This is a genomic window from Allobosea sp. OK403, assembly GCF_900113835.1.
GTDB lineage: Bacteria > Pseudomonadota > Alphaproteobacteria > Rhizobiales > Beijerinckiaceae > Allobosea.
Genome location: NZ_FOQV01000007.1, coordinates 41155 through 65143 on the forward strand (window position 1 = coordinate 41155; position 23989 = coordinate 65143).

A 23989-nucleotide genomic window follows, 5' to 3' on the forward strand; every position below is an offset into this window, starting at 1 on the left:
CCTCAGGAGAGGTCGACGCTGATGCGCTTTTCGGCCTCGTCGGGCTTGCGGCGCTTATAGGCGGTGACCTCGAACTCGACCTTGAGCTCGGGCTGGCCGAGCGGCGTGCAGGTTGTGGTGTTGGCGGGGTCGATGCCCCTGAACTTGCGCCCGACGACCTCGTTGACCTGTTCCATATCGGCGATATCAGGCACGAAGACCTTGATCGCGACGACATCCTTCAATGAAGCGTCGACGGCGGCGAGCGCGCCCTCGATATTGCTGAAGGCCTGCTCGGCCTGGCCCTTGGCATCGCCGGCGATGGCCCGGGTCTTGTAATTGCGGCCGGCGGTGTTGGAGACGAAGATCATGTCGCCGGCGACGACGACCCGCGAGTAGCTGTTCAAATCCTCATATTTGCTGCCGGATTTGACTTTGATGATCTCGCTCACGGGAGGCCTCCTTCAGGCATGGTGCGCCGGGCCAGACGGGTTTCGTCATGCGGCCGGCGATCGGTTGGCCGGCTCGGGAGGAGCGGCTTGGTGTATACCATTCAAGCCTTTGACTGCTGTCAAGACGATCAAGCGCGAGGCCAGGCGGCGCCGAGCCGTGTTCGATGAGACCGTTTTCGCCTGTAGCGGCCCGTCTTTGGCGGCGCGTGAAGCCGAAGCGCTCGGGAATGGCCTTCTCCGCGGCGCGGCTGGCTTGGTCGATTATTTCGTGATGGCATCCATGACGGAGAAGAATAGGCTGCCTGTGGTTGTCGGCTCCGGTCGATCGCCGTGATGCAATGGCACGCCCGATGCAGGGCGCGCCGCGCCAGTCGAGGGCCGCAATTGACAGTTTGGTATACACCAATCCATGCTGGCTTCAGGCTGATAAAAAAAGGGGATTTCCGATGACGATGATTTCGCGCCGTGCCCTCCTTGCCGCTGGGGCGAGCCTGCCGCTGGTCCGAGGCACCGCCTTTGCGCAAGCTTCAGGGAAGGTGCTGCGCTTTGGCCTGTCGAGCTTCCCGCCGAGCATGCAGCCCTGGGTCCATACCGGCACCGCCGCGTTGACGGTCAAGCTCCTGATCTTCCGCGGCCTGACCGGCTTCGACGAGAATGGCGAGGCCAGGCCCGAACTCGCGGAATCCTGGACGCAGGACGGACCGACCGGCTGGCTCTTCAAATTGCGCCAGGCCACCTTCCACAACGGCAAGCCGGTCACGGCCGAGGATGTGAAGTGGACGCTGGAGCAGGTCGCGGCGCCGAATTCCACAGCCTTCCTCAAAGCCGAGTTCGGCGGCGTCGAACGCATCGAGACTCCTGATCAGCACACCGTGCGCATCGTCATGAAGGAGCCCACCGCCACGCTGCCGATCTGGCTGGCGAGCCCGCATATGCCGATCATCGCCAAGGACTCGATCGAGGGCCGGACCGGTCTGGGCGTCGGCGCCGGGCCGTTCACGCTGAAAGACCAGGAACGCGGCGTCTCGATCGAGGTCGCGAAGTTCGACAAATACTACAAGCCCGGCTTGCCCAAGCTCGCCGGCGTGAAGCTCGTCGCCTATGCCGACGAGAACCTGCGTGTCGCGGCGCTGCAGGCCGGCGATATCGACCTGATCGAATATGTGCCCTGGCAGCATATGGGCGTGATCGAGAAGGATCCGCGCCTGACGCTCGTCGCCGCCGACGGCCCCTTCATGGGGCTGAACTTCAACGGCGGCAGCGGGCCGTTCAAGGATGTGCGCCTGCGCCAGGCGGTCGCCCATGCCATCCGCCGCGAGGAGATCGTCCAGGCGGCCTTCTTCGGGCGCGGCAGCAAGCTGGAGAGCATCCCGATCCCGCCCTCGAGCCCCTATTTCGACAAGGCTCGCTCGGAATTCTGGAGCTACAATCCCGACAAGGCCAAGAAGCTGATGGCTGATGCCGGGTTCGCCAAGGGCTTCTCCTGCACCCTGCTCTCGACGGCCCAGTACGGCATGCACAAATCCACCGCCGAGGTCGTGCAGGCCCATCTCGGCGAGATCGGCATCGATGTGAAGCTCAACCTGCCGGACTGGGCAGGGCGCGTCGATGCCGCCGGCAAGGGTCGCTACGAGTTCATGATCCAGGGCACGGCCGCCGACAACAACGATCCTGACGGCCTCGCGCCATTGATCGACGGCGAGCTGCCGGCGAACATGGCGCGCAGCTGGCAGATGCCGACGCCCGAAATCCACGCCCTCTTCGTCAAGGGCCGCTCGGAGTTCGATCCCGCCAAGCGCAAGGTGATCTATGCCGAGCTCGAGAGGGTCGCGCAGCAACAGGCGCCGCTGGTCGGCCTGGCCTGGCGCTCGCAGGGCTACGGCATGGTCAAGGGCGTGACCGGCTTCAAGAGCCTGCCCGGCGGCACGAACTTCTTCTCGGCCTATTCGATGGAAGAGACGTCGTTCTCCTGACGATTCCAGCCAAGCCGTCACGATCATTCTTGTGGTGGTCATGAAGACGAGGGCGCGGGGAACCCCTCTCCTGTAAGGAGAGGGGCAGGGGTGAGGTGTCGGCCCCTGGACCAGTCGAGCGCCAACCTTACAGCGAAGCAGCGGTGAGATCACGGCCAAAGCATCCGGGGGCCTACCCCTCACCCTGCCCTCTCCCTACGGGAGAGGGTTCCCCGCGCTGAACGGAGCTTCCTTCCCTTTCCGTAGGAAAGATTCCGGTCGTGTCCGACCATGACGCGCTTTGCTCACACCGCCCGCGTCGTCCGCTCCAACCGCGCGAAACGCTCCAGCCGGAACGGCTTGGCGTCGATCATCGACGTTCGACCCGCGACGAGATCGGCGATCAGCCGGCCCGCTCCCGGGCCGATGCCGAAGCCATGGCCGGAGAAGCCGCTGGCGATGAAGAAGCCGGGCAGGCGCGGCACTTCGCCGATCACCGGCACGGCGTCGGGCGTCGCATCGACGAAGCCGCCCCAGGCCTGTGCGACCTTCATGCCCTTGAAGGCGGGGAAAGCCGCGACGAGATTGGCCTGCGCTTCGCTCAGGATCGAGTCGTAAGGCGCCGGGTCGAGTACGCGGGTTTCTTCAAAGGGCGTCGTTTCGTCGAGCGACCAGCGCCGCGTCGTCTTCGCCTCCTCCAGGAAGCGCTGGCCGAGCCGGAGCTTCAATTCGTGCCGCTGCTTGACGAGGGAGGGCAGGAAATCGGTCATCAGGCGGAAGCTGTCTGGCACGATCTCGGCAACGCTCGCGCCGCGATGGGCGATGGTGTAGCCGCCGTCCTGGCGTTTGCGGAAGGCGAAGTCTGAGCCGCCGACGGCATGGGTCGGCGGCCCGTCCAAGGGTTCTGTACGCAGGACCGAGCCCAGCACCTTGAGCTGCGGGAAGTCGATGCCGAGGTTGCCGAGGAAGAGCCGCGACCAGGCGCCACCGGCGAGCACGACGCGCTGGCAGGCGATCGTGCCGCGCTCCGTCACCACGGCGCTGACCCGGCCGGCCTTGGTCTCGATGCCGCGCACGGCGCAGCGCGTCAGAACCTGCCCGCCGAGCCGCTGCAACGCCCGCGCCATGGCCGGCACCGCCTTTTGTGGTTCGGCGCGGGCATCGCTTGGCGTGAACAGGGCGCCCGCGAAAGCGCGCTTGCAGCCGGGCAGCACGCTCTCGATCTCACGCGAGCTCAGCAGGCGTGAATCGAGCTGATACTGCTTGGCATGGTCGAGCCAGGCCTCGTGCTCGGCGAGTTTGCCGGGCGTGTCGGCGACATAGACGATGCCCGAACGGGTGAAGCCGGTATCGCCGCCGACCAGCTTGTCCATCTCCGACCAGAGCCGCATGCTTTCCAGCCCGAGCGGAATTTCGCTGGCGTCGCGGCCCATGATGCGGACCCAGCCCCAGTTGCGCCCGGACTGTTCGTGGCCGACCTCACCCTTTTCGCAGACGGTGACGGAAACCCCCTCCTTGGCCAGGAAGATCGCCGTCATGATGCCGATGATGCCACCGCCGATGACGACGACATCGCTGCTCCCAGGCAATGTGGCGTCGGGGTCGATCGTCTCGATGGTGATGCCCATCAGATAGTCTCTCCGGTCGAAGGAAACGAGCCGGCTTCTCGGCGGGGGCGGGGCATGAGCGGCGGCATGGTCAGTCCTGCGGGGTCGGCGTGGAATTGCGGAAGACGACGTGGTGAGGGTGGTTCACCGATTTCATGTATTCGATCGGCGCGCCGCTGCCATCGCGCGCCACCAGCCTCAATACGAGGGTGGGCGAGCCGGGCTTGAGCGAGAGCAGGCGGGCTTCCATGTCGGTTGCGATGCCGACGCCGATCTCGCGATCGCGGGCGCTGGCCTCGACGCCGTAGCGGGCCTTCAGCAGCGCGTAGAGCGACTGCCCGGCGACGAGATCCTCCGCGACCAGCCCGGCGAAGCGCGCGGCCGGCAGATAGCTCGTCTCGATGCAGAACGGTTCGTCATTCACCGTGCGCAGCCGGCGGAACATGATGAGGTCGGCGCCAGCAGTGAGATCGAGCCGGCGCGCGATGCTCTCGGTCGCCGCCTCCTCGCCGAAATGCAGCAGCTTGTTGCCGGGACTGCCGCCGGAGTTGCGGATAATCCGGGTGATGCCGAGCGAGGAGCTGACCTCGATCGGGCGCGTGACCTGGACCAGAGGGACGCGCGTGCCGCTGGTGCCGTTGCGCTCCAGCACATTGCGCTCGACCAGCTTGTCGATCGCCTTGCGCACGGTCATGCGGTTGATGCGCAGCGTGTCGGCCAGAACGCGCTCGGACGGAATCCGGTCTCCCGGGCCGCAATCGGGCCCGTTGATGAGGTCGAGCAGGTAGTCTTGCACCTCGACATAGATCGGCTTGGCCCGCTTCACGGGTTCGCGCATGGCTGGCGTCTCTCGGATTCCCGTCGTCGCAGTTGAACTGGGATAGAGCATCGGCCCGAAAAGTGGAATCCGGCTTTCGGAAGAAGCCGATGCAAAATCAAAGAGCTACAGCATCAGACCGAATACGATATTCGGTCTGATGCTGTAGCGCCCGGTTTCCATCACTGGAAGCCGAAAAACGCGCCAGACCAACCCACGAGCCGACATATCCGTGCTGATTGGACTATGCTTGACAGCAATTGGTATAGCTGTTTGGTATATACCAATTCTCGCTTGTCAGGAAATGGCTTTCTCTCATGTCCATCGCTTACGACCGCATCCGCGTGCTGGACGGCCTTGTGCAGACGCAGGCTGCCGTGCCCGAGGCTTTCGCGCTCGGCCGCAAGCTCGCCGCCGGCGTCGACCGGATCTATCTCGTAGCCGCTGGCTCGGCCAACCGCGCCATGCTCGGCATCAAATACTGGCTCGAGCATTATTCGCCCGGCATCGAGGTGCGCCGCTACTTTCCGGCCGAGTTCATGGCGATCGACCCGCCCCGGCTCGATGGCCGCACCTTGGTGCTGCTCGCCTCGAAATCGGGCACGACGCCGGAGACGGTGGCCGCCGCGCGGTTCCTGAAGGACAAGCCCTGCCAGGTCGTGGCCTTCAGCCAATATGCCGACAAGCCGCTGGCGCAGGCCGTGCCGCAGCATTTCATCGTCGGTGACACCAGCGAATCCTTCATCGCCATGTTCATGCTGATGCAGGCTCTGGTCGGTGGCATCATGACGGAGAAGGACGGCTGGCCGCTCGGCGACAAGCTGCTCACCTCGCTCGATGCCTTGCCCGGCGCGATTGCCGACGCGGCCGAGCAGAACGAGGAGCGCGCCGCGGCCGATGCGGTGCTCTACGCCAAGGACCGGAATTTCTATCATGTCGCCTCGGGGCCGGGCTTCACCACGGCCTATGTCTTCGGCGTCTGCATTCTGATGGAGATGCTCTGGCTGCACAGCTACCCGATCGAGGCGGCCGAGTTCTTCCACGGCCCCTTCGAGATCGTCGACCGCTCGACGCCGCTGATCCTGATCACCGGTGAGGATCCGAGCCGCCCGCTGATGGAGCGCGTCTCGAGCTTCTGCGACACCTATGCCGAGCGCGTGATGAAATATGATTCCCGCGATTTCGCGATGAAAGGCATCGCGCCTGAAATCCGCCCGATCGTGGCACCCTATATCCTGCAATCGGCGCTGAAGCGCTTGTCGGTGCATCTCTCGGTGCTGCACAACCAGCCGCTGACGACCCGCCGCTATATGTGGAAAGTGGCTTACTGAGCGGAGCGCGGCGATGGCCCACAGGCTGCTCGGCCTCGGCGACAACACGGTCGACACCTATGTCGATCGGGGCCTGCAGTTCCCCGGCGGCAACGCCGTCAATGTCGCGGTGCTTGCCCGCAGGCTTGGCGCGCAGGCCGGCTATCTCGGCTGCATCGGCACGGACGAGGCCGGCATGCTGTTGATCGGGGCCTTGCGGCAGGAGGGCGTCGACACCGGGCAGTGCCGTGTCCTGCCCGGCGGCAATGCGCGCGCCTTCATCGGCCATGACGGCAATGACCGCCGCTTCCTGCGCTCGGAGCGCGGCGTGCGCGGGCAATGGGGCAGCTTCGGCGCCGCCGACCTCGCTTATGTCGCGGGCTTCGATCTCGTCCATTCCAGTGTCTATAGCGAGCTGGAGGCCGAGCTTGAGACGATACGGGGCGCCGCCCGCCTGCTGTCCTATGATTTCTCCGAGCGTTGGACCGACGCCAATCTGGCAGCGACGCTGCCGGCGCTCGATATCGCCTTCCTGTCCTTTCCCGGCGGCTCGGATGCGGAGTGCCGCGCATTGCTGGAGCGCTGCATCGGTCAGGGCGCGCGGATCGCGGTCGTGACCCGGGGCGCGCAGGGCTCGATGGCCTTGTCTGACGGAGCCTTCCACGCGCATGGCATCAGCGCGGCGCGCATCGTCGATACGTTGGGCGCTGGAGACGGCTTCATCGCCGCCTTCATCCTGCGCCTGCTGCATGGCGCGGGTCTGGCCGAGGCGCTTGCCGCCGGCGCCGATCACGCCGCTATGGTCTGCGGATATCAAGGGGGCTTCGGCCACGGCGCGGCATGGTCGGTGCCGCCCGGTTTGGCTATCGCATGACATCGAATTGAAGGCGGGAGTGGCTTCATGGCTTGGCGGATCGGGATCGATTCCGGGGGAACTTTTACCGACGTTTGTCTCTTCGACGACGCGACCGGCGAGGTGGCGGTCTGGAAAGTGCCCTCCACGCCGGATGATCCCTCCCGCGCCATCGCGCGCGGCACGCAGGAAGGCACCGAACGCGTCGGCGCCAAGCCGAGCGAAGTCGCCTATTTCGGCCATGGCACTACGGTCGGCACCAATGCCCTGATCCAGCATCGCGGCGTCAAGACCGGTCTCATCACCACCGAGGGCTTCCGCGATCTGATCGAGATCGGCCGCCAGAAGCGCCCCGATCTCTACGATCTCCAGGTCGACAAGGCACCGCCTCTGGTGACCCGCGATCTGCGCTTCGGTGTCTCGGAGCGCCTGCGCCATGACGGTTCGGTCGAGATTCCGCTTGATGAAGAGGGCGTGCGGGTCGCCGCCCGCGCCCTGAAAGCGGCCGGTGTCAAGGCGGTGGCGATCGGTTTCCTCTACGGCTTCGTGAATCCCGCCCATGAGCAGGCCGCCAAGCGCATCGTCGCCGAGGAGTTTCCGGAGGCCTTCATCTGTACCTCGCATGAGGTCGCGCCCGAGTTCCGCGAATATGAGCGCATCTCGACGGCGGTGGTGAACGCCTATCTCGGCCCGGTCATGCAGGGCTATATCCGCCGCCTTGCCGACCGGCTGATGGAGCTCGGCGTCACCACGACACCGCATCTGACGCAGTCCAATGGCGGCGTCATCGGCTTCGACATGGCCGCCCGCCTGCCGGTGCGCACCGTGCTGTCGGGACCCTCCACCGGCGTCGTCGCCGCGCAGGCTATCGGCCAGATGACCGGTATCGAAAACCTGATCACCTTCGACATGGGCGGTACATCCTCGGACGTCGCGCTATTGCGCGGCGGCGAGGCGAAGTTCGCCAGCGACGCGATCGTCCATGGTTACCCGATCAAGGCGCCGATGCTCGACATCCACACCGTCGGGGCCGGCGGCGGCTCGCTCGCCGCGATCGATTCCGGCGGGCTGCTCAAGGTCGGTCCGCGCAGCGCCGGCGCCGATCCCGGTCCGGTCTGCTATGGTCGCGGTGCGACCGAGCCCGCCGTCACCGACGCCAATGTCGTGCTGCAGACGCTGAACCCGACCCATCTGCTCGGCGGCCGCATGCCGATCCGGCAGGATCTCTCGAAACAGGCGATCGGCCGGCTCGCCGACCAGCTCGGCCTGGACGTGATGGCCACCGCCCAGGGCATCATCTCGGTCGTCACCGCCAACATGGCCAAGGCGATCCGCGTCGTCTCGGTCCAGCGCGGGCATGATCCGCGCGACTACGCGCTCGTCGCCTTCGGCGGCGCCGGTCCGCTGCACGCGGCGCGGCTCGCGCGCGAATTGGAGATGAAGCGCATCGTCGTGCCGCGCAATCCCGGCATCGGCTGCGCGCTCGGCCTGCTGCTGACCGACCTGCGCGCCAATTTCGCCACCACCCGCCTCGCCACATTGGGCGACGGCCTGGTTGGCGCGATGACAGAGGCCTATGCCGGCCTGGTCGCGCAGGGCGAGCACTGGTTCGCCGAGGAAAAAGTCGCGCCTAACGATCGCAAGCTCCGGCGCACGGCGGATCTGCGCTATCAGGGCCAGAATTACGAATTGTCGATCGACGTGCCGGAAGGCCCGATCTCGAGCGCGACCATTGCGGCCCTCGCCGATGGCTTCGCCGAGGCGCATAAGCGGCTCTACGGCTTCGTTGCCGAAGGCGAGGCGGTGCAGCTCGTGACCTACCGCGTCGAGGCGATCGGCTTCGTGCCTAAGGCCGAGTTCCGGCCGCAAGCCGATGCCGGGCCGGAGTCGGATCATGCGATCATCGGCAGCCGCGAGGTCTGGTTCCCCGAGGCCGGTGGTTTCGTGGCGTGCAAGATCTATGATCGCGACAAGCTGAAATCCGGCAATGTCATCGCCGGGCCGGCGATCATCGAGCAGATGGATTCGACCACCGTGCTGCTGCCGGGGATGATCGCGACCGTCGAGCCTTACCTCAACCTGATCCTGGAGACGCCGTGATGAACGTCACCGCCACCGTCACCGTCGATCCGATCACCGTCGAGGTCATCGGCTCCTCCTTTGCCTCGATCACCGAGGAAATGGGCGAGGCGCTCGTCAAGGCGAGCTATTCCACCAACATCAAGGAGCGCCGCGACTGCTCGACCGCGCTTTTCGACATCGCTGGCGACACGCTCTGCCAGGCCGAGCATATCCCGATGCATCTCGGCTCCTTCATCGGCATCATCCCGCATATCCTGAAGCGCCATCCCGTCGCCGAGATGAAGCCCGGCGACGTCTTCATCGGCAATGACGCCTATGAGGGCGGCGGCACCCATCTGCCCGACATCGTCCTGGCCGAGCCGATCTTCCATGACGGCACCATGGTCGCCTGGGCCGTCAACACGGCGCATCATTCCGATTTCGCCGATCGCGGCCACGCCCATATCTATCAGGAGGGCCTGCGCATCCCGCCGATCCGGCTTTATGACGGCGGCGTGCTGATGAAGGACGTGCAGGAGCTGATCCTGCTCAACTGCCAGGTTCCGCGCGAGCGCCTCTCCGATCTGCGCGCCCAGATGGCGGCGAACCGCCTCGGCGTCGAGCGCGTGCGCGCGCTCTGCGACAAATATGGCCGCACGACCGTGCTTTCGGCCGGCAAGGCCTTGCAGGATTATGCGGAGCGCAAGATGCGCGCCGGCATCGCCTCGATTCCCGATGGCGTCTATCGCTTCGCCGATCTCTTCGACAATCCCGAGGTCGAGCAGCCGATGGAGTTCTCGGTCGAGATCACGGTCGCGGGCGAGGAGATGAAGCTCGCTTTTGAGTCCCCGCCCCAGGCGCGCGCCGGCTTCAACATGGTCTACACCGCGCTGCTCTCGACGGTGTATTACGCGGTCAAGACCGTGGCCGATCCGACGATCCCGCCCAATGCCGGCCTTGCCCGGCCGCTGACCATCACGGCAACGGAAGGCACGGTGCTGAACTGCCTGCATCCGGCGGCGGTGAACGGGCGCATCGCGCCCTGCCAGCGCGTCGTCGACCTGATCCACGGCGCGCTTGCCCAGGCCGTGCCGGAACGCGTCATAGCCGCCTGCTCGGGCGCGGTCGCCTCCGCCACCTTCATGGGCGCGAGGCCTGGCAGCGGCGAGCTCTGGGTCTATCTGGAGACCATCGGCGGCGGCTCGGGCGCGCGTGCGACCAAGGACGGTCTCGACGGCGTCCATGTCCACATGACCAACACCTCGAACCTGCCGGTCGAGGCGCTGGAGGTCGAGTATCCCTTGACCCTGCTGCGCTACGAACTGGTCGACGGGTCCGGCGGCCAGGGCCGCCATCGCGGCGGCATGGGCCTGCGCCGCGTCTACCGCGCCGAGGCTCCCTGCCGCCTCAATGTCGACAATTCCCGCCTGAACTCGCGTCCCTGGGGCATCGCCGGCGGTGAATCCGGGCAGGGCGGTTCCTTTGCCTTCAGCGACGGGGTGGGTCCTTTCGTCAGGGGCGATGGCGCGCTGGAAGCGGGGCAGATCGTCGAGATCATCACGCCGGGCGCCGGCGGCTACGGTCCGCCCTCGGAACGCAGCGCGGAGGACAAGGCCCGCGACGTCGCCGAGGGGCGATTGCTGCCGGCTTAGAGCATTTTCGAGCGAAGTGGACCCCGGTTCGCGTGAAGAAAATGCGGTAAAACAAAGAGTTAGAGCATAATGTCGTCCGAAAACCGGTTCCCACTTTTCGGCATCATGCTCTGAGCGCGGTCACAGCCGCATGCCGCCATCGACGGCGATCTCGGCGCCGTTGATATAGGCGCCTTCGGGCGAGCACAGCAGCCGCGCGATCCCGGCGCAGTCCTGCGGCGCGCCGATCCGTCCGAGCGGGATGCGCTCCAGCGCGAGCGCCTCGCGACCGGGCTCGGCCAGGACCGCGCGATTGCGTTCCGTCCGGATGGCGCCGGGCTGGATGACGTTGCAGGTCACCTCCGGCGCGCGCAGCGTGCGGGCGAGGGTGAGGATCATGCTGGTCTGCGCCGCCTTGGTCGCGGCGTAGTAGATGCAGTCGGCATTGGCGCGCGCTTCCTGCACCGAGCCGATCGCGATGATGCGGCCGAAGCCGCGCACGACCATGCCGGGCAGGAAGCTGCGGATCAATCGCATGGTCGCGTGCAGGTTGACCTCGCTCTGGACCCGCAGGGCCTTGTCGCTGACCGCATCCCAGCTCTCGCGGATTTCCGCGGAGGCGCAGAGCACGAGAATGTCGGGCTCGTTTCCGCGCGCTTGGAGCTCCGTCAGCATGGCTGCGGGAGCCAGCGGTTCGGCGAGATCGGCGATCAAGCTGGAGGCCGAGGCTCCGCTGCCGAGAAGTGCGGCTGTCGCGGCCTGGGCCGCCTCCCGGTCGCGATCATGCAGGATCGCATGGGCGCCGGCTTCCGCCAGCGCGGTGGCGATCGCCAGCCCGATCCCGCGCGCTGCGCCCGTGACGAGGGCGACGCGTCCTGACAGCGTCTCGCCCATCAGCCGAGCAGCGGCTTCACGCGCTTGACCGCGTCATCCATCGCGGCTTGCGGCGGCTTGATGCCGAGAACGGCGGCCTGCGTCTCCTCCAAGAAGATGTCGTGGGCGCGGGCCTGCTCGTCGAAGGCGGGCAGATGGATGCGCGAGGCCTTGAGCGCGGCAGCCTCGTCGGCGGCATAGGGCATGGCGGCTTTCAGCTTCTCGTCGCTATAGGTCGAAACGCGCGTCGGGCCGTTGCCGTTCAGGGCCATGGCCAGGGTTCCGGCCTTGGACGACAGCGCCCGGATCAGCTCCCAGCTCAGCGGTTTCTGCTTCGCATTCTTCGGGATCACCAGCGACCAGAATTCGGTCGTCGGCGCATAGGCCACCTTGCCGGCCAGATCCGCGGCCATCGGCGGCAGCAGCGATTTGAAGCGCCCGCCATATTTGCCCTTGGCCGGGTCGTTATAGGTCACCAGCCGCGCGAAGGGGTTGATCGTCATCGCGGCGCGGCCCTGCTGCATCCAGGTCGTGATCTCTTCATTGTTCACGGTCGCGAAATTGCGCGGCAGCACACCGGCCTTGTAGAAATCGGCCAGCAGCGTCAGCGCCTTGACCATGCCCGGCTCATTGGCGACGAGCTTGCCGTCGGGGGTCATGTAGTCGCCGCCGAGACAGCGCGCGAGCGTCAGGAAGTTCGAGGCGAAGACGGCGGTGAAGGCGAGGCCGTTCACCTGCGTGCCGTCGTCGCGCTTGAAGGTCAGCTTGCGGACAAGCTCCGCCAATTCCTCGAAACTGGTCGGCAGCTTGCTGACGCCACGCTCCTCCAGGATCGCCTCGTTGTAGATCAGCGCGTTGGTGGCGTGGCGGATGGGGATGCCGTGCAGCGCCCCGTCGAGCTTCATCGGCGCGATCAGGCCCGGTGCGAAATCATCCATGGCCTCGATGGCTGAATCCTTCAGCAAGGCGTCGAGCGGCTCGAACAGCTTGAGATTGCGCGGTACGGCCCGCCCGTTGAGCAGATAGGCAACATCGATCGTGGTCTCGCCCAAAGTCGCCTCGCGCAGTAGCCGCTCATGGATGGCGTTGACGTCGCCGAAGGTGACCCAGTTGACGGTTGCGCCTGATTGCTTGCGCCAGGCTTCGGTTGCGTCACCGCCCGGCCCGGTCGTGGCGGAGGTCTGGTGGACGCGGTGGCCGAGTGCGGTGACGGTTTTTGCCTGGGCGCGGGCGATGCCTGGCAAGGCGAGTGACGCCGCGGCGCCGCCCGAGATCAGGCCGAATGCGCGGCGGGAGATGGATGTGGTCATGGCTTTCCTCCAAGGGTTTGGTTCGCGCTGTCTCGCGCGTTGTGATGTGTTCGATCTCAGGCGGGCAGCAGTGGCTGCACGCGCTTGACCAGCGAGGCCATCGCCTCCTCCGGCGTCTTCAGCCCGAGCACGGCGGCTTCCGCTTCTTCCTTGAACAGGTCGCCGGCACGTGCGGCTTCGTCGAAGGCGGGCATCGGCACGCGAGCCACCTTCAGCACCTTCAGCTCCTCGGCCGCATAGGGCACGGTGCCGGCGAAGCCTGCATCGGCATAGGTCGAGGCGCGCACCGGGCCATTGCCGTTGAGCGCTGCCTTCAGCGTCGCCTCCTTCGAGACCATGGCCTTGATGAAGCTCCAGGAGAGCTCCTTGCGCCTGGCGTTCCTGGGGATGACGAGACCCCAGAACTCGACCTTGGCCGGCGCGGCCTCGTATTTCCCGGCGAGCGTCTTCGAGGCCGGTACCGCGACCGTCTTGATCCTGCTAGGGAATTTCGACTTCTGCGGGTCGTTGTAGATGCGGTTGCGGCCCATGCTCTGCAGGCTCATCGCGGCGCGGCCGGTCTGCATCCAGACATTGACGTCTTCGGGCGAGAGCGTCGCGAAATTGCGCGGGAACGCCCCGCTTTCGAAGAGTGCGCGCAAGAGCTTGATCGCGTTCAGCATGGCCGGCTGGTCGGCGACGCATTTGAAGTCGGCGGTGATGAAATCGCCGTCCCAGGCGCGCGCGATGTCGATCACATTGGGATAGGTCACGCCTGGCATGCACAGGCCCGTCACCGCCGTGCCATCGCTGCGGCGATAGGTGCAGGCGCGGGCGATCTCGACCATCTCCTCGATCGTCGCCGGCGGCTTGCTGAAGCCCTTCTCGGCCAGAATCTCCTCATTGTAGTGCAGGCCCGAGGAGGCATGGCGGAAGGGGATGGCGAGCTGCTTTCCGCCGACCTTCATCCCCTCCATCAGCCCCGGGAAGATGTCGGGTGCATCCTCCAGCGGGTCGCGCTTCAGATAGTCGTCGAGCGGTTCGAACAGATTGGTGGCGCGCGGGATCGCCTGGGTGTTCAGGAGGAAACCGACATCGACCGAGGTCTCGCCGAGGCTCGCTTCGCGGAACAATCGTTCCTGCAGCGGCCCGGTGTCGAAGGTCGTCCACTGGATCGCGGTGCCGGTCTTCTGGCTCCAGTCTTTGGTGATGTCGCCGCCCTGCGCGCCGGTCGCGACCGTCTGCATGACGCGGTGGGCGAAGACGTTGAGCGGACCGGCCTGCGCCAAGGCGGGTGCAGCCATCGGCCCGGCGAAGCTCAGACCTGCGATGCCCAGGCCTGCGATGCCAACGAGCAGGTCTCTACGGTCGAGCCCTTGTCCTGCCGTCATGATATTCCTCCCGGGATGCCGCGATTTCCGCGATGGCGGCTTCAGCCGCTTCGAAATGCTTGTTCATGGCGGCCTGGGCCGCAGCAGCGTCGCCGATGGCGATGGCCTCGACGACGCGGACATGCCGCTCATAGGTCTGGCGCCAATCGGCCTTGGTGCGGGCCTCGCGCGAATTGAAGATCTCCATCACCTGCCGGATCACCGGTCGCAGGCCCCTGATCTGGAAATCGAGCAGGCGGTTGCCTGCTGATGCGGCAACGGCCTCGTGGAAATCGAGATCGGCCTCGATCCAGAGCGGCACGTCGCCGAGTGCGGTTTCCATGCGCTGCAGAATTTCGCGCAGGCGCTCGAGATCAGCCTCGCTGCGGCGCTCGGCGCTATGGGCGGCGATCGGCGGCTCGAGGATGCGGCGCAGTTCGACCGCTTCGATCAGCCCGGTCTTGCTGCCGCTGACGGCGAAACGGAAGAAGCGGTCGAGCGGGGCGGCGTTCAGCGCCTGCACGCGCGTGACCTTGCCCTGCTGGATATGGACGACACCCATCGCCGCGAGCTGGCGGATGGCCTCGCGTGCGATCGGCTTGCTGACGCCGAAGGAGGCGGCGATCCGCGATTCCGAGGGGAGCGCGTCACCCGGCTTCAAGCGCCCGTCATGGATCGCCTGGGTGATGCGCGCGATCAGCGCGTCGCCGAGCCGCGTCGGCACGACATCGGACCCGCCGAACGGGTCGTTGTCGATCGCGGCTGCAAGGGCGGCGTCGTTCATCATCGTCTCCATGAATTGATGATTGACAGATGCTGCTCATCTTTGCAACTGATCAACCTATCAGATAAGTTTAATGTCTCAGATAAGTTCAATGTCCTGGGGAGGACAGCGCCGCCATGACGGCAAACCGCATCACGCAGATCATCGCGCATCCCTTGCGCGCCACGCTTGCCAAGGTGCAGCGCACCTCGCAGGGCGACTATCCCGCCATCGAGCTCGTCGTCGTCGAGGTCGTGACCAGCGACGGCGTGGTGGGGTTCGGCGAGGCCTTGGCGCGGCGCGGCGCGGCCGGCTATGCGCGGCTGATCGAGGAGGTGCTCGGCCCCCGCCTGATCGGCAAGGCCCCCGCCGACCGGCGCGCGCATTGGAAGGTGATGCGTGCTGCGCTTTCTGGCCGCCCCGGCGGGCAGTTGGTCGAGGCGATCGCGGGCGTCGACATCGCGCTCTGGGACATCGCCGGCAAACAGGCCGGCCTGCCGATCCACAAGCTGCTCGGCGGTATCGGGCGCACGCAGGTCGCGGCCTATGCCTCCTCGATCAACTGGCTGGACGACGCGACGGTCGAGGCGGAGGTCACTGCCGCGCTGAAAGCCGGCTTCCGCGAGATCAAGGTCAAGCTCGGCCACCCGCTGAAGGATGCGATCGCCAGGGCGCGCTTCATCCGCAAGCTCGCGGGCGACGACATCGCCCTCTATGTCGATGCCAACTGGGCCTATGATGTCGATGACGCGCTGATCGTCGGCCGGGCGCTGGCCGATCTCGGCTATGGTTTCTTCGAGGAGCCGATCGCGCCGCATGATCGCGAGGGCTATCGTCGGCTCGCCCAGCATCTGCCGATCAGGCTCGCGGCGGGCGAAAGCGACTATGTCGCCTCCGAGGCGCTGATCATGCTGCAGGACCGTTCGCTGGGACTGATCCAGCCCGACGTGACGCGCTCGGGCGGCATCACCGAGACCTGGCGCATCGCCGAACTCGCCGCTGCCTTCAACACGGCCTACGCCCCTCATGTCGGCTGGTCGGGCGCGATCTGCGTCGCCGCCAGCCTCCAGCTCGCGGCCGCCGCCGAGAGCTTCCGCACCTTCGAATGCATGGTCTATGAGAACCCGCTGCGCGATGCCTTCACGCATCCTGTGGTGGGCGAGGGCTCTCAGCTCGCCGACGGCAAGCTCGCCGTGCCGCAGGGCCCGGGCCTCGGCATCGAGATCGATCGCGACGCGCTCCAGCGTTTCCGGATCGCCTGATGACCGCACGCACGCCCCTTTCGGCCATCGCGCTGGTCGGCCCCGTCCAGCTCATGGTCGGCGGCATCATCTTCCTGCCGGCGATCTACGTGTTCTGGCTCAGCCTGAATCAGTCCTCCTTCGGCCAGGCGGCAAGCTTCGTCGGCCTCGCCAACTACGCCAAGGTCCTGAGCGACCCCTATTTCTGGCGCGCGCTCGTCAACACGGTGATCGTCGTCGCCGTGGTCGTGCATATCGAATTGCTGCTTGGTCTCCTGATGGCGCTGTTCTTCGCCTCGGGCGTGCCGTTCCGCCCGATCCTGCTCGCCATCGTGCTCGCGCCCTATGCGGTCAGCGAGGTCTCGGCCGTGGTGATGTGGCGCTATCTGTTCGAGCCCGATGTCGGGATGATGAGCCAGATGCTCTCGTTCCTGGGCCTGCCGCCGATCGAATGGGCGGTAAAGCCGAGCCACGGCTTGTTCATGGTCTCGCTGCTCTCGATCTGGCTGCACCTGCCCTTCTCGTTCATTATCATCTACGCCGCCAGGCTCTCGATCCCGAGCGACCTCTACGAGGCCGGCGCGATCGACGGCGCCAGCAGCTGGACGGCGTTTCGCCGCATCACCTTGCCGCTCCTCATGCCGGCCCTGCTGATCGCGGCCTTGTTTCGCTACATCTTCGCCTTCCGGCTGTTCTCCGAGGTCTGGCTGATGACCGGCGGCGGGCCGGCACGCACCACGGAGGTGCTGGCGGTCTATCTCTATCTCGAGGCCTTTCGTTACAACGCCTTCGGCTCGGCTGCCGCCACGGGCTGGCTGCTCGTGCTCGCCTCGCTCCTGCTCGCGCTGTTCTATCTGCGCCGGCTCTACAGGGAGATGTTCGGCAAGCATGTCTAAGCCACCCTCCCTCCTTCGCGCGGCCCTGAAGCTGCTGGGCGTCCTTGTCATCGTCGCCTGGTCGGTCCTGCCGATCGCCCTGATCGCGATGTCCTCCTTCAAATCGGACCGCGATATCTTCTCGCTGACCTCGCGTTTCAGCTTCGCGCCGACATTGGCGAATTACGAACTGCTCTGGAGCCGCTGGGGCGACTTCTTCTTCGGGCTCTGGAACAGCTTCATCGTCACGGTTGGTGCAACCGTGCTCGCGGTCCTGGTCTCGTTGCTCGCCGGCTTCGCCTATTCGCGCCATGCCTCGAAGGGTCTGCAGGCCAGCGCCTTCTTCCTGATCTTCATCCGCTTGATCCCGCCGATCGTGATCACGCTGCCATTGTTTCCGGTGGTGAACTGGCTTGGGCTCAACGACACGCATCTGATCCTGATCGTGCTCTACGCCACCTTCTTCGTCTCGCTCGGCACCATCGTGATGCGCACCTTCATCGACCAGATCCCGCGCGAGCTCGACGAGGCGGCGATGATCGACGGCGCTTCGCAGATGCAGATCGTCTGGCGCGTCATCCTGCCGATGGCGGCCCAAGGCATGCTCGCGGTCGCGGTCTTCGTCATCGTCTATGCTTGGAACGAGTTCCTCTTCGCCTTCATCTTCACCACCACCAAGGCCAAGACCGCGCCTTTGGTGATCTCGGAGATGATCGGCGCGGTCGAGGGCGTCGAATGGGGCGTGCTCTTTGCCGCCTCGACCGTCCAGCTCCTGCCGGTACTCGCCTTCGTCATCCTCATGCAGAAGCATCTCGTCGCCGGCCTGACTGCCGGCGCGGTGAAGGGGTAGAAACCAATGACCTCACCCAATTCGCAGCTCGACGACATGCGCCGCGCCATCCGCGAGGCCGATCCCAGCCTGAGCCGCTTCGACCCGTTGCCGCGCATCATCTGCCTCGATGATTTCGACCGTGGCATGTGCGGCTGGACCCAGCTCGTCGGCAATTACGAGCACTCGCTCGATGCGATGCTGCCGGGCTACGCCCAGCACAGCCATGCCATGCTCTCGACCCTACCGAACTGGGATTTCGGCTCGCATGGCGGGGTCGACGGCTCCTATGCGCTGAAGATCGCGACGCGGCCGAAGACGGGTGCGCAGAACGTCGCGATCAAGCGCCTGACCTTTCGCAAGGCCGGCCCGATCCGGCTCGAGACCTATTTCACCTTCAAGCCCGAGGCGACCGAGCTCCAGCTCTCCGAGACCGACATCCGCTCCTTCGGCTTCCTCTATGACCTCCAGGTCGGCGACCAGCATGGTGCGGGCGGCAATCGCGTGATGCCACATCTGCGCTTCCTCAACGCCGAAAACGGCGTGCATCTGCAGAAATGGCAGTTCAAGCGCGAGACGACGCCGATCAAGCCGATCGGCACGGCCGGCAAGACGATCACGCATTACCATCTCGCCCCGACCGACTGGGAGGACCTGCCCGGCGGCGAGCAGCGGCTCTGCTACAACGAGATCCCGACCAAGGTGAACTGGCACTATCTGCGCTTCGACTTCGATCTCGCGACGATGCAGGCGACGCGCTTCCAGGTGAATGACCGCGTCTTCGACATGTCGACCTATGACTGCATCCGCATCCCGGCGATGAAGAACCTTTGGTGCATGCTGAACATCGGCTTCTTCGCAGAAACCGACACGGACAAGCGCGCCTTCGCCTATCTCGATTCCGTCTGCCTGTCGGGAGACTTCTGATGCTGCCCGAAAACCTCACCGCCATCGTCGCCCGCAACGAGATTTGGACGGGGATGAGCGCGACCGAACCCTATGAGGCCGGCTGGGCGAAGGAAGCGATCATCTTCGTGCGGGCGCTGAAGCCACCCAAGGGCAAACTCCCCAAGGCGCGCATCGAGATCTCGGCCGACGGCATGCATTGGGCCCCGGAAGGTTCGGAATTCGACCTGCCGGCGGCGGAAGACGCCGTCACCTTCCAGCGCGTCGCCCATTTCGGCAATTTTTTGCGTGTCGCGGCGTCCTTGCCTGCGGGGGCGCAGATCACCGTGCTGGTCAGCATGCACTTCAAGGCTTGAGGCCACCGTCGCTCACGGCAGGTTCTCGCGCAGGATGATCTCGGTGCGCGGGCTTGCCGTGCCATGCAGGGCCGGCCGCCCGGCGCGGAGATTGGCGAAGATCGCGACGCAATCCATCAGCGCCGCCTGCGGATTCTGGGTGATGACCGCGTCCATCGCGCCCTCGATGAGCAAGGCCCGCGTCTCCGCCGTCAGGCCATGGCCGACGAAGACGACCTCATGCTGCCGGCCGGCTTCCTTCAGCGCCCTGGCGATGCCTTCGGGACCGCCGCCGATATTGTAGATGCCGGCGAGATCGGGGTGCTGCGCCAGGAGGGTCTTGGTCTGGCGATAATTCCTGGCCTCGTCGTCATGGCCCTCGCGCAGGCCGACGACCTCGATTGCCGGGAAGAGCTCCTCGAACAGATGCAGGAAGCCCATCTCGCGCTCTTCATGGGCGCGGTAGCTCAGGCTGCCGGCGATCATCGCGACCTTGGCGGGCTTGGGCCCGATGAAGCGGGCGATGAGGTAGCCGGCCGAGCGCCCCGCCGAGCGGTTGTCGAGCCCGACATAGGCGACGCGCCGCGTCTTGGCGATGTCGGAGATCAGCGTCACCGTCGGCACGCCGCGCTCGGCCAGCCAATCGACCGCCTCGCGCACCGTCGGATGCTCCAGCGCCATGAAGGCTATGCCGTCGACGTCGCGACCGATGCGGCGCAGATGCTGGGCCAGCAATTCGGGCTTGAAGCTCTCGATATAGTCGACGCGCGCCCGCATGTTGAACGAGGCGAGCTGGTCCTGAGAGCTGCCGATCAAGCGCCCGAGCATGCCGAGGAAGCGGTTCGTACCGGCGGGGATCAGGAAGGCGAGACGCAAGGGCTTGAGCGCGCTTGCCGGCAGGGCACCATCCATGACGTAGCCGAGCTCGCCGGCCGCCTTCAGGACGCGCTGCACCGTGACCGCGCGCACGCCCGGGCGCTGATTCAAAACCCTGTCGACGGTCGCGCTCGAGACGCCGGCGAGCCGCGCCACATCGTCCATCCGCGCCATGAGGCGGCGGCGCGGCGGGCTCTCCGCGCCCTCGTCCATAGCGTTGTCATTCTGAGAGAGGGGCATTCAAATCCAATCAAAAACCATCAGAGAATGAGTTTGACGGACCTCATCGGCAATTCCTATCGTTTTGGCAAGAAGACGACGATCAATCAGGTCGCAAGGCGATCCAGGGAGGATACAATGACGTCATTGACCCGCCGCACGGTGCTGCGCACGCTTGCCGCCGCGCCGGCCATTCCTCTCATCGGCATGCCGCATATCGCGCGCGCCGCCGAGATCGAACTGAAATACGGCAATAACCTGCCGCTCAGCCATCCCTTGAACGTGCGCGCCGCCGAGGCCGCTGAACAGATCAAGGCGAAGACCAACGGCCGGGTCGAGATCAAGATCTTCCCCAACAACCAGCTTGGCGGCGACACCGACATGCTGAGCCAGGTCCGCAATGGCGGCATCACCTTCTTCACGCCGTCCGCGCTGGTGATCGCGACGCTGGTGCCTGTCGCTGCGATCAATGCGGTGGGCTTTGCCTTTGCCGATTACGACCAGGTCTGGAAGGCGATGGACGGCGCGCTCGGCGCCCATGTCCGCGCCGCGATCTCCAAGGTGAACCTCTTCGCCTTCGAGAAGATGTGGGACAACGGCTTCCGCCAGATGACGACGTCAGGCAAGCCGATCGAGACCGCCAAGGACATGGCGGGCCTGAAGATCCGTGTGCCGGTGAGCCCGCTCTCGATCGCGATGTTCAAGGCGCTGGAGGCCGCTCCCGCCAGCCTGCAGTTCAGCGAGGTCTATTCCTCGCTTCAGACCAAGATCGTCGACGCGCAGGAGAACCCGCTGCCGATCATCCAGGTCGCCAAGCTCTATGAGGTGCAGAAGAACTGCGCCATCAGCAACCATATCTGGGACGGCTTCTGGTTCATCGCCAATGGCCGCGCCTGGAACGCCCTGCCGGCCGACGTCAGGACGATCGTCAGCGACGCCATCAATGAGGCCGGCGTCAAGCAGCGCGCCGACATCAAGGGCCTCAACGAAACGGTCCAGGCCGATCTGCAGTCCAAGGGCCTCGCCTTCAACAAGACCAATCCCGACTCCTTCCGCGCCAAGCTGCGTGAGGCCGGCTTCTACAAGGATTGGCAGGGGCGCTTCGGGGACGAGGCCTGGGGGCTGCTCGAAGGCGCCGTCGGCAAGCTGGCCTGAGGCCGGCGCGTCGCGCGGTCGAGCCGATGGAGGATCCCGTCATGCATGGTCACGCGACGCTGTCGCCTGCGCCTGCCCCCGAGAACGGCATTGCGCATCTTGCCGGCAAGCTCGATCGCCTGGTCGGCGGCCTCGTCGAGGCCGTGGCGGCCGCGCTCGTCCTGATCGAGATCGTCATCCTCGGGGCGGGCGTGACGGCGCGCTATGTCTTCCACAAGCCCTTGATCTGGTCGGACGAACTGGCCTCGATCCTGTTCCTGTGGCTGTCGATGCTGGGCGCGGTCGTCGCGCTCCGGCGCGGCGAGCATATGCGCATGACCGGTCTCGTCAGCCGTGTCGGGCCAGGGGCGCGCAGCCTTCTGGAGGCGCTGGCGATCACCGCCTCGATCGCCTTCCTGCTGATGATTTTGCCCCATGCGCTGGAATATGCCGAGGAGGAGAGGTTCATCGTCACCCCGGCGCTGGAGATCACTAATGCCTGGCGCGCGGCGGCGATTCCCGTCGGCATGGGGTTGATGCTGCTGGCGGCGTGTTTCCGGCTGCTGCGTTTCGGCTCGCTCAAGCCCGTATTGCTGGCGCTGGGGCTGACGGTCGCTCTCGTGCTGCTGTTCTGGCTTGCCGGCCCCATGCTGAAGCCGCTGGGCAAGCTCAACCTCGTGGTCTTCTTCGTCGGGGTGGTGGCGCTCAACGTCTTCTCCGGCGTGCCGATCGCCTTCTCCTTTGCGCTTGCCACCTTCGGCTATCTCGCGCTCACCACCGCGACGCCATTGATCGTCATGGTCGGGCGGCTCGACGAAGGCATGAGCCATCTCATCCTGCTCGCCGTGCCGCTTTTCATCTTCCTGGGCGCGCTGATCGAGATGACCGGCATGGCCCGCGCCATGATCCAGTTCCTCGCTTCGCTGCTCGGCCATGTCCGCGGCGGTCTGTCCTATGTGCTGGTCGGGGCGATGTATCTCGTCTCGGGCATTTCGGGCTCGAAGATCGCCGACATGGCCGCGATCGCGCCGGTGCTCTTCCCGGAGATGCAGAAGCGCGGCGCCAAGCCCGGTGATCTCGTCGCCTTGCTCTCGGCGACGGGCGCGCAGACCGAGACGATCCCACCCTCGATCGTGCTGATCACCATCGGCTCCGTGACGGGTGTCTCGATCGCCGCGCTCTTCACCGGCGGCATGCTGCCCGGTGTCGTGCTCGGCGCCGCGCTCTGCTTCGTGATCTGGTGGCGCTATCGCGGCGAGGATCTCAGCCATGTCGCGCGCTACTCGAAGCGCGAGATCGGCAAGCTCGCTTTGGTCGCGCTGCCGGCCGTCTCGCTGCCTTTCGTCATTCGCGCCGCGGTCGTCGAGGGCGTGGCGACGGCGACCGAGGTCTCGACCATCGGCATCGCCTATTCCGTCGTGATGGGGCTTCTGGTCTACCGCCAGTTCGATTGGCGCCGGCTGCCGCGCATGCTGGTCGACACCGCCTCGCTGACGGGTGCGATCATCTTCATCGTCGGCTGCGCCACGGCCATGGCCTGGGGCCTGACCCAATCGGGTTTCTCGCAGGATCTGGCGAAGATCATGGCGGTCATGCCGGGCGGAACCTGGGGCTTCCTGGCGATCTCGATCGTCGCCTTCATCATCCTCGGGAGCGTGCTGGAGGGCATTCCGGCGATCGTGCTGTTCGGGCCGCTGCTGTTCCCGATCGCCAAGCAGGTCGGCGTCCACGAGGTCCATTACGCCATGGTGGTGATCTTCGCGATGGGCATCGGCCTCTTCGCGCCGCCCTTCGGCGTTGGCTATTACGGCGCCTGCGCGATCAGCAAGATCAATCCCGACGAGGGCCTGAAATACATCTGGGGCTACATGCTGGCCCTGCTGATCGGCCTCGTCGTGGTCGCCGCCGTGCCGTGGATCTCCACCGGCTTCCTGAAATTCTGACCCTTCACCGCTCTTCGAACGCGAGGCATTCCCATGAGCCGCTTCTTCGGCCAGATCCGCCAGGCTGGCTATGTCGTCCCCGATATCGAGGCGGCGATGGACTACTGGAGCCGTGTCCTCGGCGTCGGACCGTTTTTCTACAATCCGAAGGTTCCGATCAGGAATTACCGCTACAAGGGCGAGAGCTACGAGCCGCATAATTCGATCGCGCTGGCCAATTCCGGGCCGCTCCAGATCGAGCTGATCCAATGCCGCAACGACGTGCCCTCGATGTATCGCGACTTCACCCAAGCCGGGCATAGCGGTCTGCAGCATGTCGCCTACTGGACCGACAGCTACGACGCCGATCTCGAACGCCTGATCGCGCAGGGCTTCAAACCGGTGATGTCGGGCGAAGTCGGCGAGCGCGGCCGCTTCATCTATTTCGACACGCATTACCACCCCGGCACCGTGATCGAGCTGTCGGAGGTCGCCGGCCCCAAGGGCGAGATGTTCCGCCTGATCCGCGAGGCCTCGGAAGGCTGGGACGGCAAGGATCCCGTGCGTCCCTTCCCCGATCTCAGCAAGCTCTAAGGGCGGGCCGGCGAGACGGCGCTTTCCCCGTCATTGCGAGCGCGGCGAAGCAATCTCGCGTCCCGCAGGCGGTTCCCCGGATTGCTTATTCGGCCGCGCCT

21 protein-coding genes are annotated in these 23989 nt (G+C 65.7%); 13 read left to right on the plus strand and 8 right to left on the minus strand.

Annotated elements, in window-relative coordinates; all coding sequences use genetic code 11:
- Positions 1–2 precede the first annotated feature (2 nt).
- On the minus strand, positions 3–431 hold the full coding sequence (locus BMZ97_RS21075; RefSeq protein WP_092174225.1) for a RidA family protein: 429 nt from the start codon (positions 429–431) through the stop codon (positions 3–5).
- Between the two features lie 446 nt (positions 432–877).
- Between BMZ97_RS21075 and BMZ97_RS21085 the strand changes: the two genes are divergently transcribed.
- Positions 878–2404, plus strand: a complete 1527-nt coding sequence (locus BMZ97_RS21085) for an ABC transporter substrate-binding protein (protein WP_092174231.1) — start codon at positions 878–880, stop codon at positions 2402–2404.
- A gap of 284 nt (positions 2405–2688) precedes the next feature.
- On the opposite strand, the gene BMZ97_RS21090 is transcribed toward BMZ97_RS21085, so the two are convergent.
- Together BMZ97_RS21090 and BMZ97_RS21095 are read right to left on the minus strand one after the other, a co-directional pair.
- Positions 2689–4011 carry an NAD(P)/FAD-dependent oxidoreductase gene (locus tag BMZ97_RS21090; RefSeq protein WP_092174234.1) on the minus strand — a complete coding sequence of 441 codons (1323 nt, stop codon included), beginning with the start codon at positions 4009–4011 and terminating at the stop codon, positions 2689–2691.
- Between the two features lie 70 nt (positions 4012–4081).
- Positions 4082–4828 carry a GntR family transcriptional regulator gene (locus BMZ97_RS21095; RefSeq protein WP_175525656.1) on the minus strand — a complete coding sequence of 249 codons (747 nt, stop codon included), beginning with the start codon at positions 4826–4828 and terminating at the stop codon, positions 4082–4084.
- A gap of 296 nt (positions 4829–5124) precedes the next feature.
- Here BMZ97_RS21095 and BMZ97_RS21100 point away from each other — a divergent pair, with 296 nt between their 5' ends.
- Genes BMZ97_RS21100 through BMZ97_RS21115 form a run of 4 tightly spaced genes read left to right on the plus strand, consistent with a single transcriptional unit; the run spans position 5125 to position 10683 of the window.
- Positions 5125–6138 carry an SIS domain-containing protein gene (locus BMZ97_RS21100; protein ID WP_092174240.1) on the plus strand — a complete coding sequence of 338 codons (1014 nt, stop codon included), beginning with the start codon at positions 5125–5127 and terminating at the stop codon, positions 6136–6138.
- 13 nt (positions 6139–6151) lie between these two features.
- Positions 6152–6991, plus strand: coding sequence for a PfkB family carbohydrate kinase (locus BMZ97_RS21105; RefSeq protein WP_092174243.1), 840 nt, complete (start codon positions 6152–6154; stop codon positions 6989–6991).
- A 27-nt stretch (positions 6992–7018) separates the two neighbouring features.
- A complete protein-coding gene (locus BMZ97_RS21110; protein ID WP_092174246.1) occupies positions 7019–9070 on the plus strand; it encodes a hydantoinase/oxoprolinase family protein in 2052 nt (683 codons plus the stop codon).
- Complete coding sequence (locus BMZ97_RS21115; protein WP_092174249.1) at positions 9070–10683, plus strand: hydantoinase B/oxoprolinase family protein; 1614 nt, start codon at positions 9070–9072, stop codon at positions 10681–10683. The genes BMZ97_RS21110 and BMZ97_RS21115 overlap by 1 nt, the downstream gene beginning before the upstream one ends.
- 120 nt (positions 10684–10803) lie before the next feature.
- Here BMZ97_RS21115 and BMZ97_RS21120 read toward each other — a convergent pair whose 3' ends face one another.
- Genes BMZ97_RS21120 through BMZ97_RS21135 form a run of 4 tightly spaced genes read right to left on the minus strand, consistent with a single transcriptional unit; the run spans position 10804 to position 14978 of the window.
- Positions 10804–11556, minus strand: a complete 753-nt coding sequence (locus tag BMZ97_RS21120; RefSeq protein ID WP_092174252.1) for an SDR family NAD(P)-dependent oxidoreductase — start codon at positions 11554–11556, stop codon at positions 10804–10806.
- On the minus strand, positions 11556–12845 hold the full coding sequence (locus tag BMZ97_RS21125) for an ABC transporter substrate-binding protein (RefSeq protein ID WP_092174255.1): 1290 nt from the start codon (positions 12843–12845) through the stop codon (positions 11556–11558). Before BMZ97_RS21125 ends, BMZ97_RS21120 begins: the two co-directional genes overlap by 1 nt.
- Positions 12846–12901: 56 nt before the next feature.
- Positions 12902–14215, minus strand: coding sequence for an ABC transporter substrate-binding protein (locus tag BMZ97_RS21130; protein WP_092174257.1), 1314 nt, complete (start codon positions 14213–14215; stop codon positions 12902–12904).
- Positions 14187–14978, minus strand: a complete 792-nt coding sequence (locus BMZ97_RS21135; RefSeq protein WP_175525657.1) for a FadR/GntR family transcriptional regulator — start codon at positions 14976–14978, stop codon at positions 14187–14189. The genes BMZ97_RS21130 and BMZ97_RS21135 overlap by 29 nt, the downstream gene beginning before the upstream one ends.
- Positions 14979–15094: 116 nt before the next feature.
- Here BMZ97_RS21135 and BMZ97_RS21140 point away from each other — a divergent pair, with 116 nt between their 5' ends.
- The 5 genes from BMZ97_RS21140 to BMZ97_RS21160 are packed head-to-tail and all read left to right on the plus strand — an operon-like array spanning position 15095 to position 19164.
- Positions 15095–16219, plus strand: coding sequence for a mandelate racemase/muconate lactonizing enzyme family protein (locus tag BMZ97_RS21140; protein WP_092174263.1), 1125 nt, complete (start codon positions 15095–15097; stop codon positions 16217–16219).
- On the plus strand, positions 16219–17094 hold the full coding sequence (locus BMZ97_RS21145; protein ID WP_092174266.1) for a carbohydrate ABC transporter permease: 876 nt from the start codon (positions 16219–16221) through the stop codon (positions 17092–17094). Before BMZ97_RS21140 ends, BMZ97_RS21145 begins: the two co-directional genes overlap by 1 nt.
- Positions 17087–17923, plus strand: coding sequence for a carbohydrate ABC transporter permease (locus tag BMZ97_RS21150; RefSeq protein WP_069689408.1), 837 nt, complete (start codon positions 17087–17089; stop codon positions 17921–17923). Before BMZ97_RS21145 ends, BMZ97_RS21150 begins: the two co-directional genes overlap by 8 nt.
- A gap of 6 nt (positions 17924–17929) precedes the next feature.
- Positions 17930–18829 (plus strand): DUF6772 family protein, encoded by a 900-nt coding sequence (locus tag BMZ97_RS21155; protein WP_348272124.1) that lies wholly within the window; start codon positions 17930–17932, stop codon positions 18827–18829.
- Entirely contained in the window at positions 18829–19164 is a 336-nt protein-coding gene (locus BMZ97_RS21160) for a hypothetical protein (protein WP_092174269.1), read from the plus strand. Before BMZ97_RS21155 ends, BMZ97_RS21160 begins: the two co-directional genes overlap by 1 nt.
- A gap of 12 nt (positions 19165–19176) precedes the next feature.
- On the opposite strand, the gene BMZ97_RS21165 is transcribed toward BMZ97_RS21160, so the two are convergent.
- Positions 19177–20232 carry a LacI family DNA-binding transcriptional regulator gene (locus BMZ97_RS21165; protein ID WP_092174272.1) on the minus strand — a complete coding sequence of 352 codons (1056 nt, stop codon included), beginning with the start codon at positions 20230–20232 and terminating at the stop codon, positions 19177–19179.
- A 144-nt stretch (positions 20233–20376) separates the two neighbouring features.
- Between BMZ97_RS21165 and BMZ97_RS21170 the strand changes: the two genes are divergently transcribed.
- From BMZ97_RS21170 to BMZ97_RS21180, 3 genes are read left to right on the plus strand one after another with little or no spacing between them, the layout of a single operon-like run.
- Complete coding sequence (locus BMZ97_RS21170; protein ID WP_092174713.1) at positions 20377–21393, plus strand: TRAP transporter substrate-binding protein; 1017 nt, start codon at positions 20377–20379, stop codon at positions 21391–21393.
- Between the two features lie 41 nt (positions 21394–21434).
- Positions 21435–23315 (plus strand): TRAP transporter large permease, encoded by a 1881-nt coding sequence (locus BMZ97_RS21175; protein ID WP_092174716.1) that lies wholly within the window; start codon positions 21435–21437, stop codon positions 23313–23315.
- A 33-nt stretch (positions 23316–23348) separates the two neighbouring features.
- A complete protein-coding gene (locus BMZ97_RS21180) occupies positions 23349–23888 on the plus strand; it encodes a VOC family protein (protein ID WP_092174275.1) in 540 nt (179 codons plus the stop codon).
- Positions 23889–23989: the final 101 nt, after the last annotated feature.

Bases quoted from the DNA above. Each gene is read 5' to 3' on its own strand.
- BMZ97_RS21175 (WP_092174716.1), top strand. From the start codon at position 21,435: ATGCATGGTCACGCGACGCTGTCGCCTGCGCCTGCCCCCGAGAACGGC.
- BMZ97_RS21165 (WP_092174272.1), bottom strand. From the start codon at position 20,232: ATGGACGAGGGCGCGGAGAGCCCGCCGCGCCGCCGCCTCATGGCGCGG.
- BMZ97_RS21125 (WP_092174255.1), bottom strand. From the start codon at position 12,845: ATGACCACATCCATCTCCCGCCGCGCATTCGGCCTGATCTCGGGCGGC.
- BMZ97_RS21150 (WP_069689408.1), top strand. From the start codon at position 17,087: ATGTCTAAGCCACCCTCCCTCCTTCGCGCGGCCCTGAAGCTGCTGGGC.
- BMZ97_RS21145 (WP_092174266.1), top strand. From the start codon at position 16,219: ATGACCGCACGCACGCCCCTTTCGGCCATCGCGCTGGTCGGCCCCGTC.
- BMZ97_RS21135 (WP_175525657.1), bottom strand. From the start codon at position 14,978: ATGAACGACGCCGCCCTTGCAGCCGCGATCGACAACGACCCGTTCGGC.
- BMZ97_RS21170 (WP_092174713.1), top strand. From the start codon at position 20,377: ATGACGTCATTGACCCGCCGCACGGTGCTGCGCACGCTTGCCGCCGCG.
- BMZ97_RS21120 (WP_092174252.1), bottom strand. From the start codon at position 11,556: ATGGGCGAGACGCTGTCAGGACGCGTCGCCCTCGTCACGGGCGCAGCG.
- BMZ97_RS21090 (WP_092174234.1), bottom strand. From the start codon at position 4,011: ATGGGCATCACCATCGAGACGATCGACCCCGACGCCACATTGCCTGGG.
- BMZ97_RS21140 (WP_092174263.1), top strand. From the start codon at position 15,095: ATGACGGCAAACCGCATCACGCAGATCATCGCGCATCCCTTGCGCGCC.
- BMZ97_RS21160 (WP_092174269.1), top strand. From the start codon at position 18,829: ATGCTGCCCGAAAACCTCACCGCCATCGTCGCCCGCAACGAGATTTGG.
- BMZ97_RS21095 (WP_175525656.1), bottom strand. From the start codon at position 4,828: ATGCGCGAACCCGTGAAGCGGGCCAAGCCGATCTATGTCGAGGTGCAA.
- BMZ97_RS21115 (WP_092174249.1), top strand. From the start codon at position 9,070: ATGAACGTCACCGCCACCGTCACCGTCGATCCGATCACCGTCGAGGTC.
- BMZ97_RS21085 (WP_092174231.1), top strand. From the start codon at position 878: ATGACGATGATTTCGCGCCGTGCCCTCCTTGCCGCTGGGGCGAGCCTG.
- BMZ97_RS21105 (WP_092174243.1), top strand. From the start codon at position 6,152: ATGGCCCACAGGCTGCTCGGCCTCGGCGACAACACGGTCGACACCTAT.
- BMZ97_RS21110 (WP_092174246.1), top strand. From the start codon at position 7,019: ATGGCTTGGCGGATCGGGATCGATTCCGGGGGAACTTTTACCGACGTT.
- BMZ97_RS21155 (WP_348272124.1), top strand. From the start codon at position 17,930: ATGACCTCACCCAATTCGCAGCTCGACGACATGCGCCGCGCCATCCGC.
- BMZ97_RS21130 (WP_092174257.1), bottom strand. From the start codon at position 14,215: ATGACGGCAGGACAAGGGCTCGACCGTAGAGACCTGCTCGTTGGCATC.
- BMZ97_RS21180 (WP_092174275.1), top strand. From the start codon at position 23,349: ATGAGCCGCTTCTTCGGCCAGATCCGCCAGGCTGGCTATGTCGTCCCC.
- BMZ97_RS21100 (WP_092174240.1), top strand. From the start codon at position 5,125: ATGTCCATCGCTTACGACCGCATCCGCGTGCTGGACGGCCTTGTGCAG.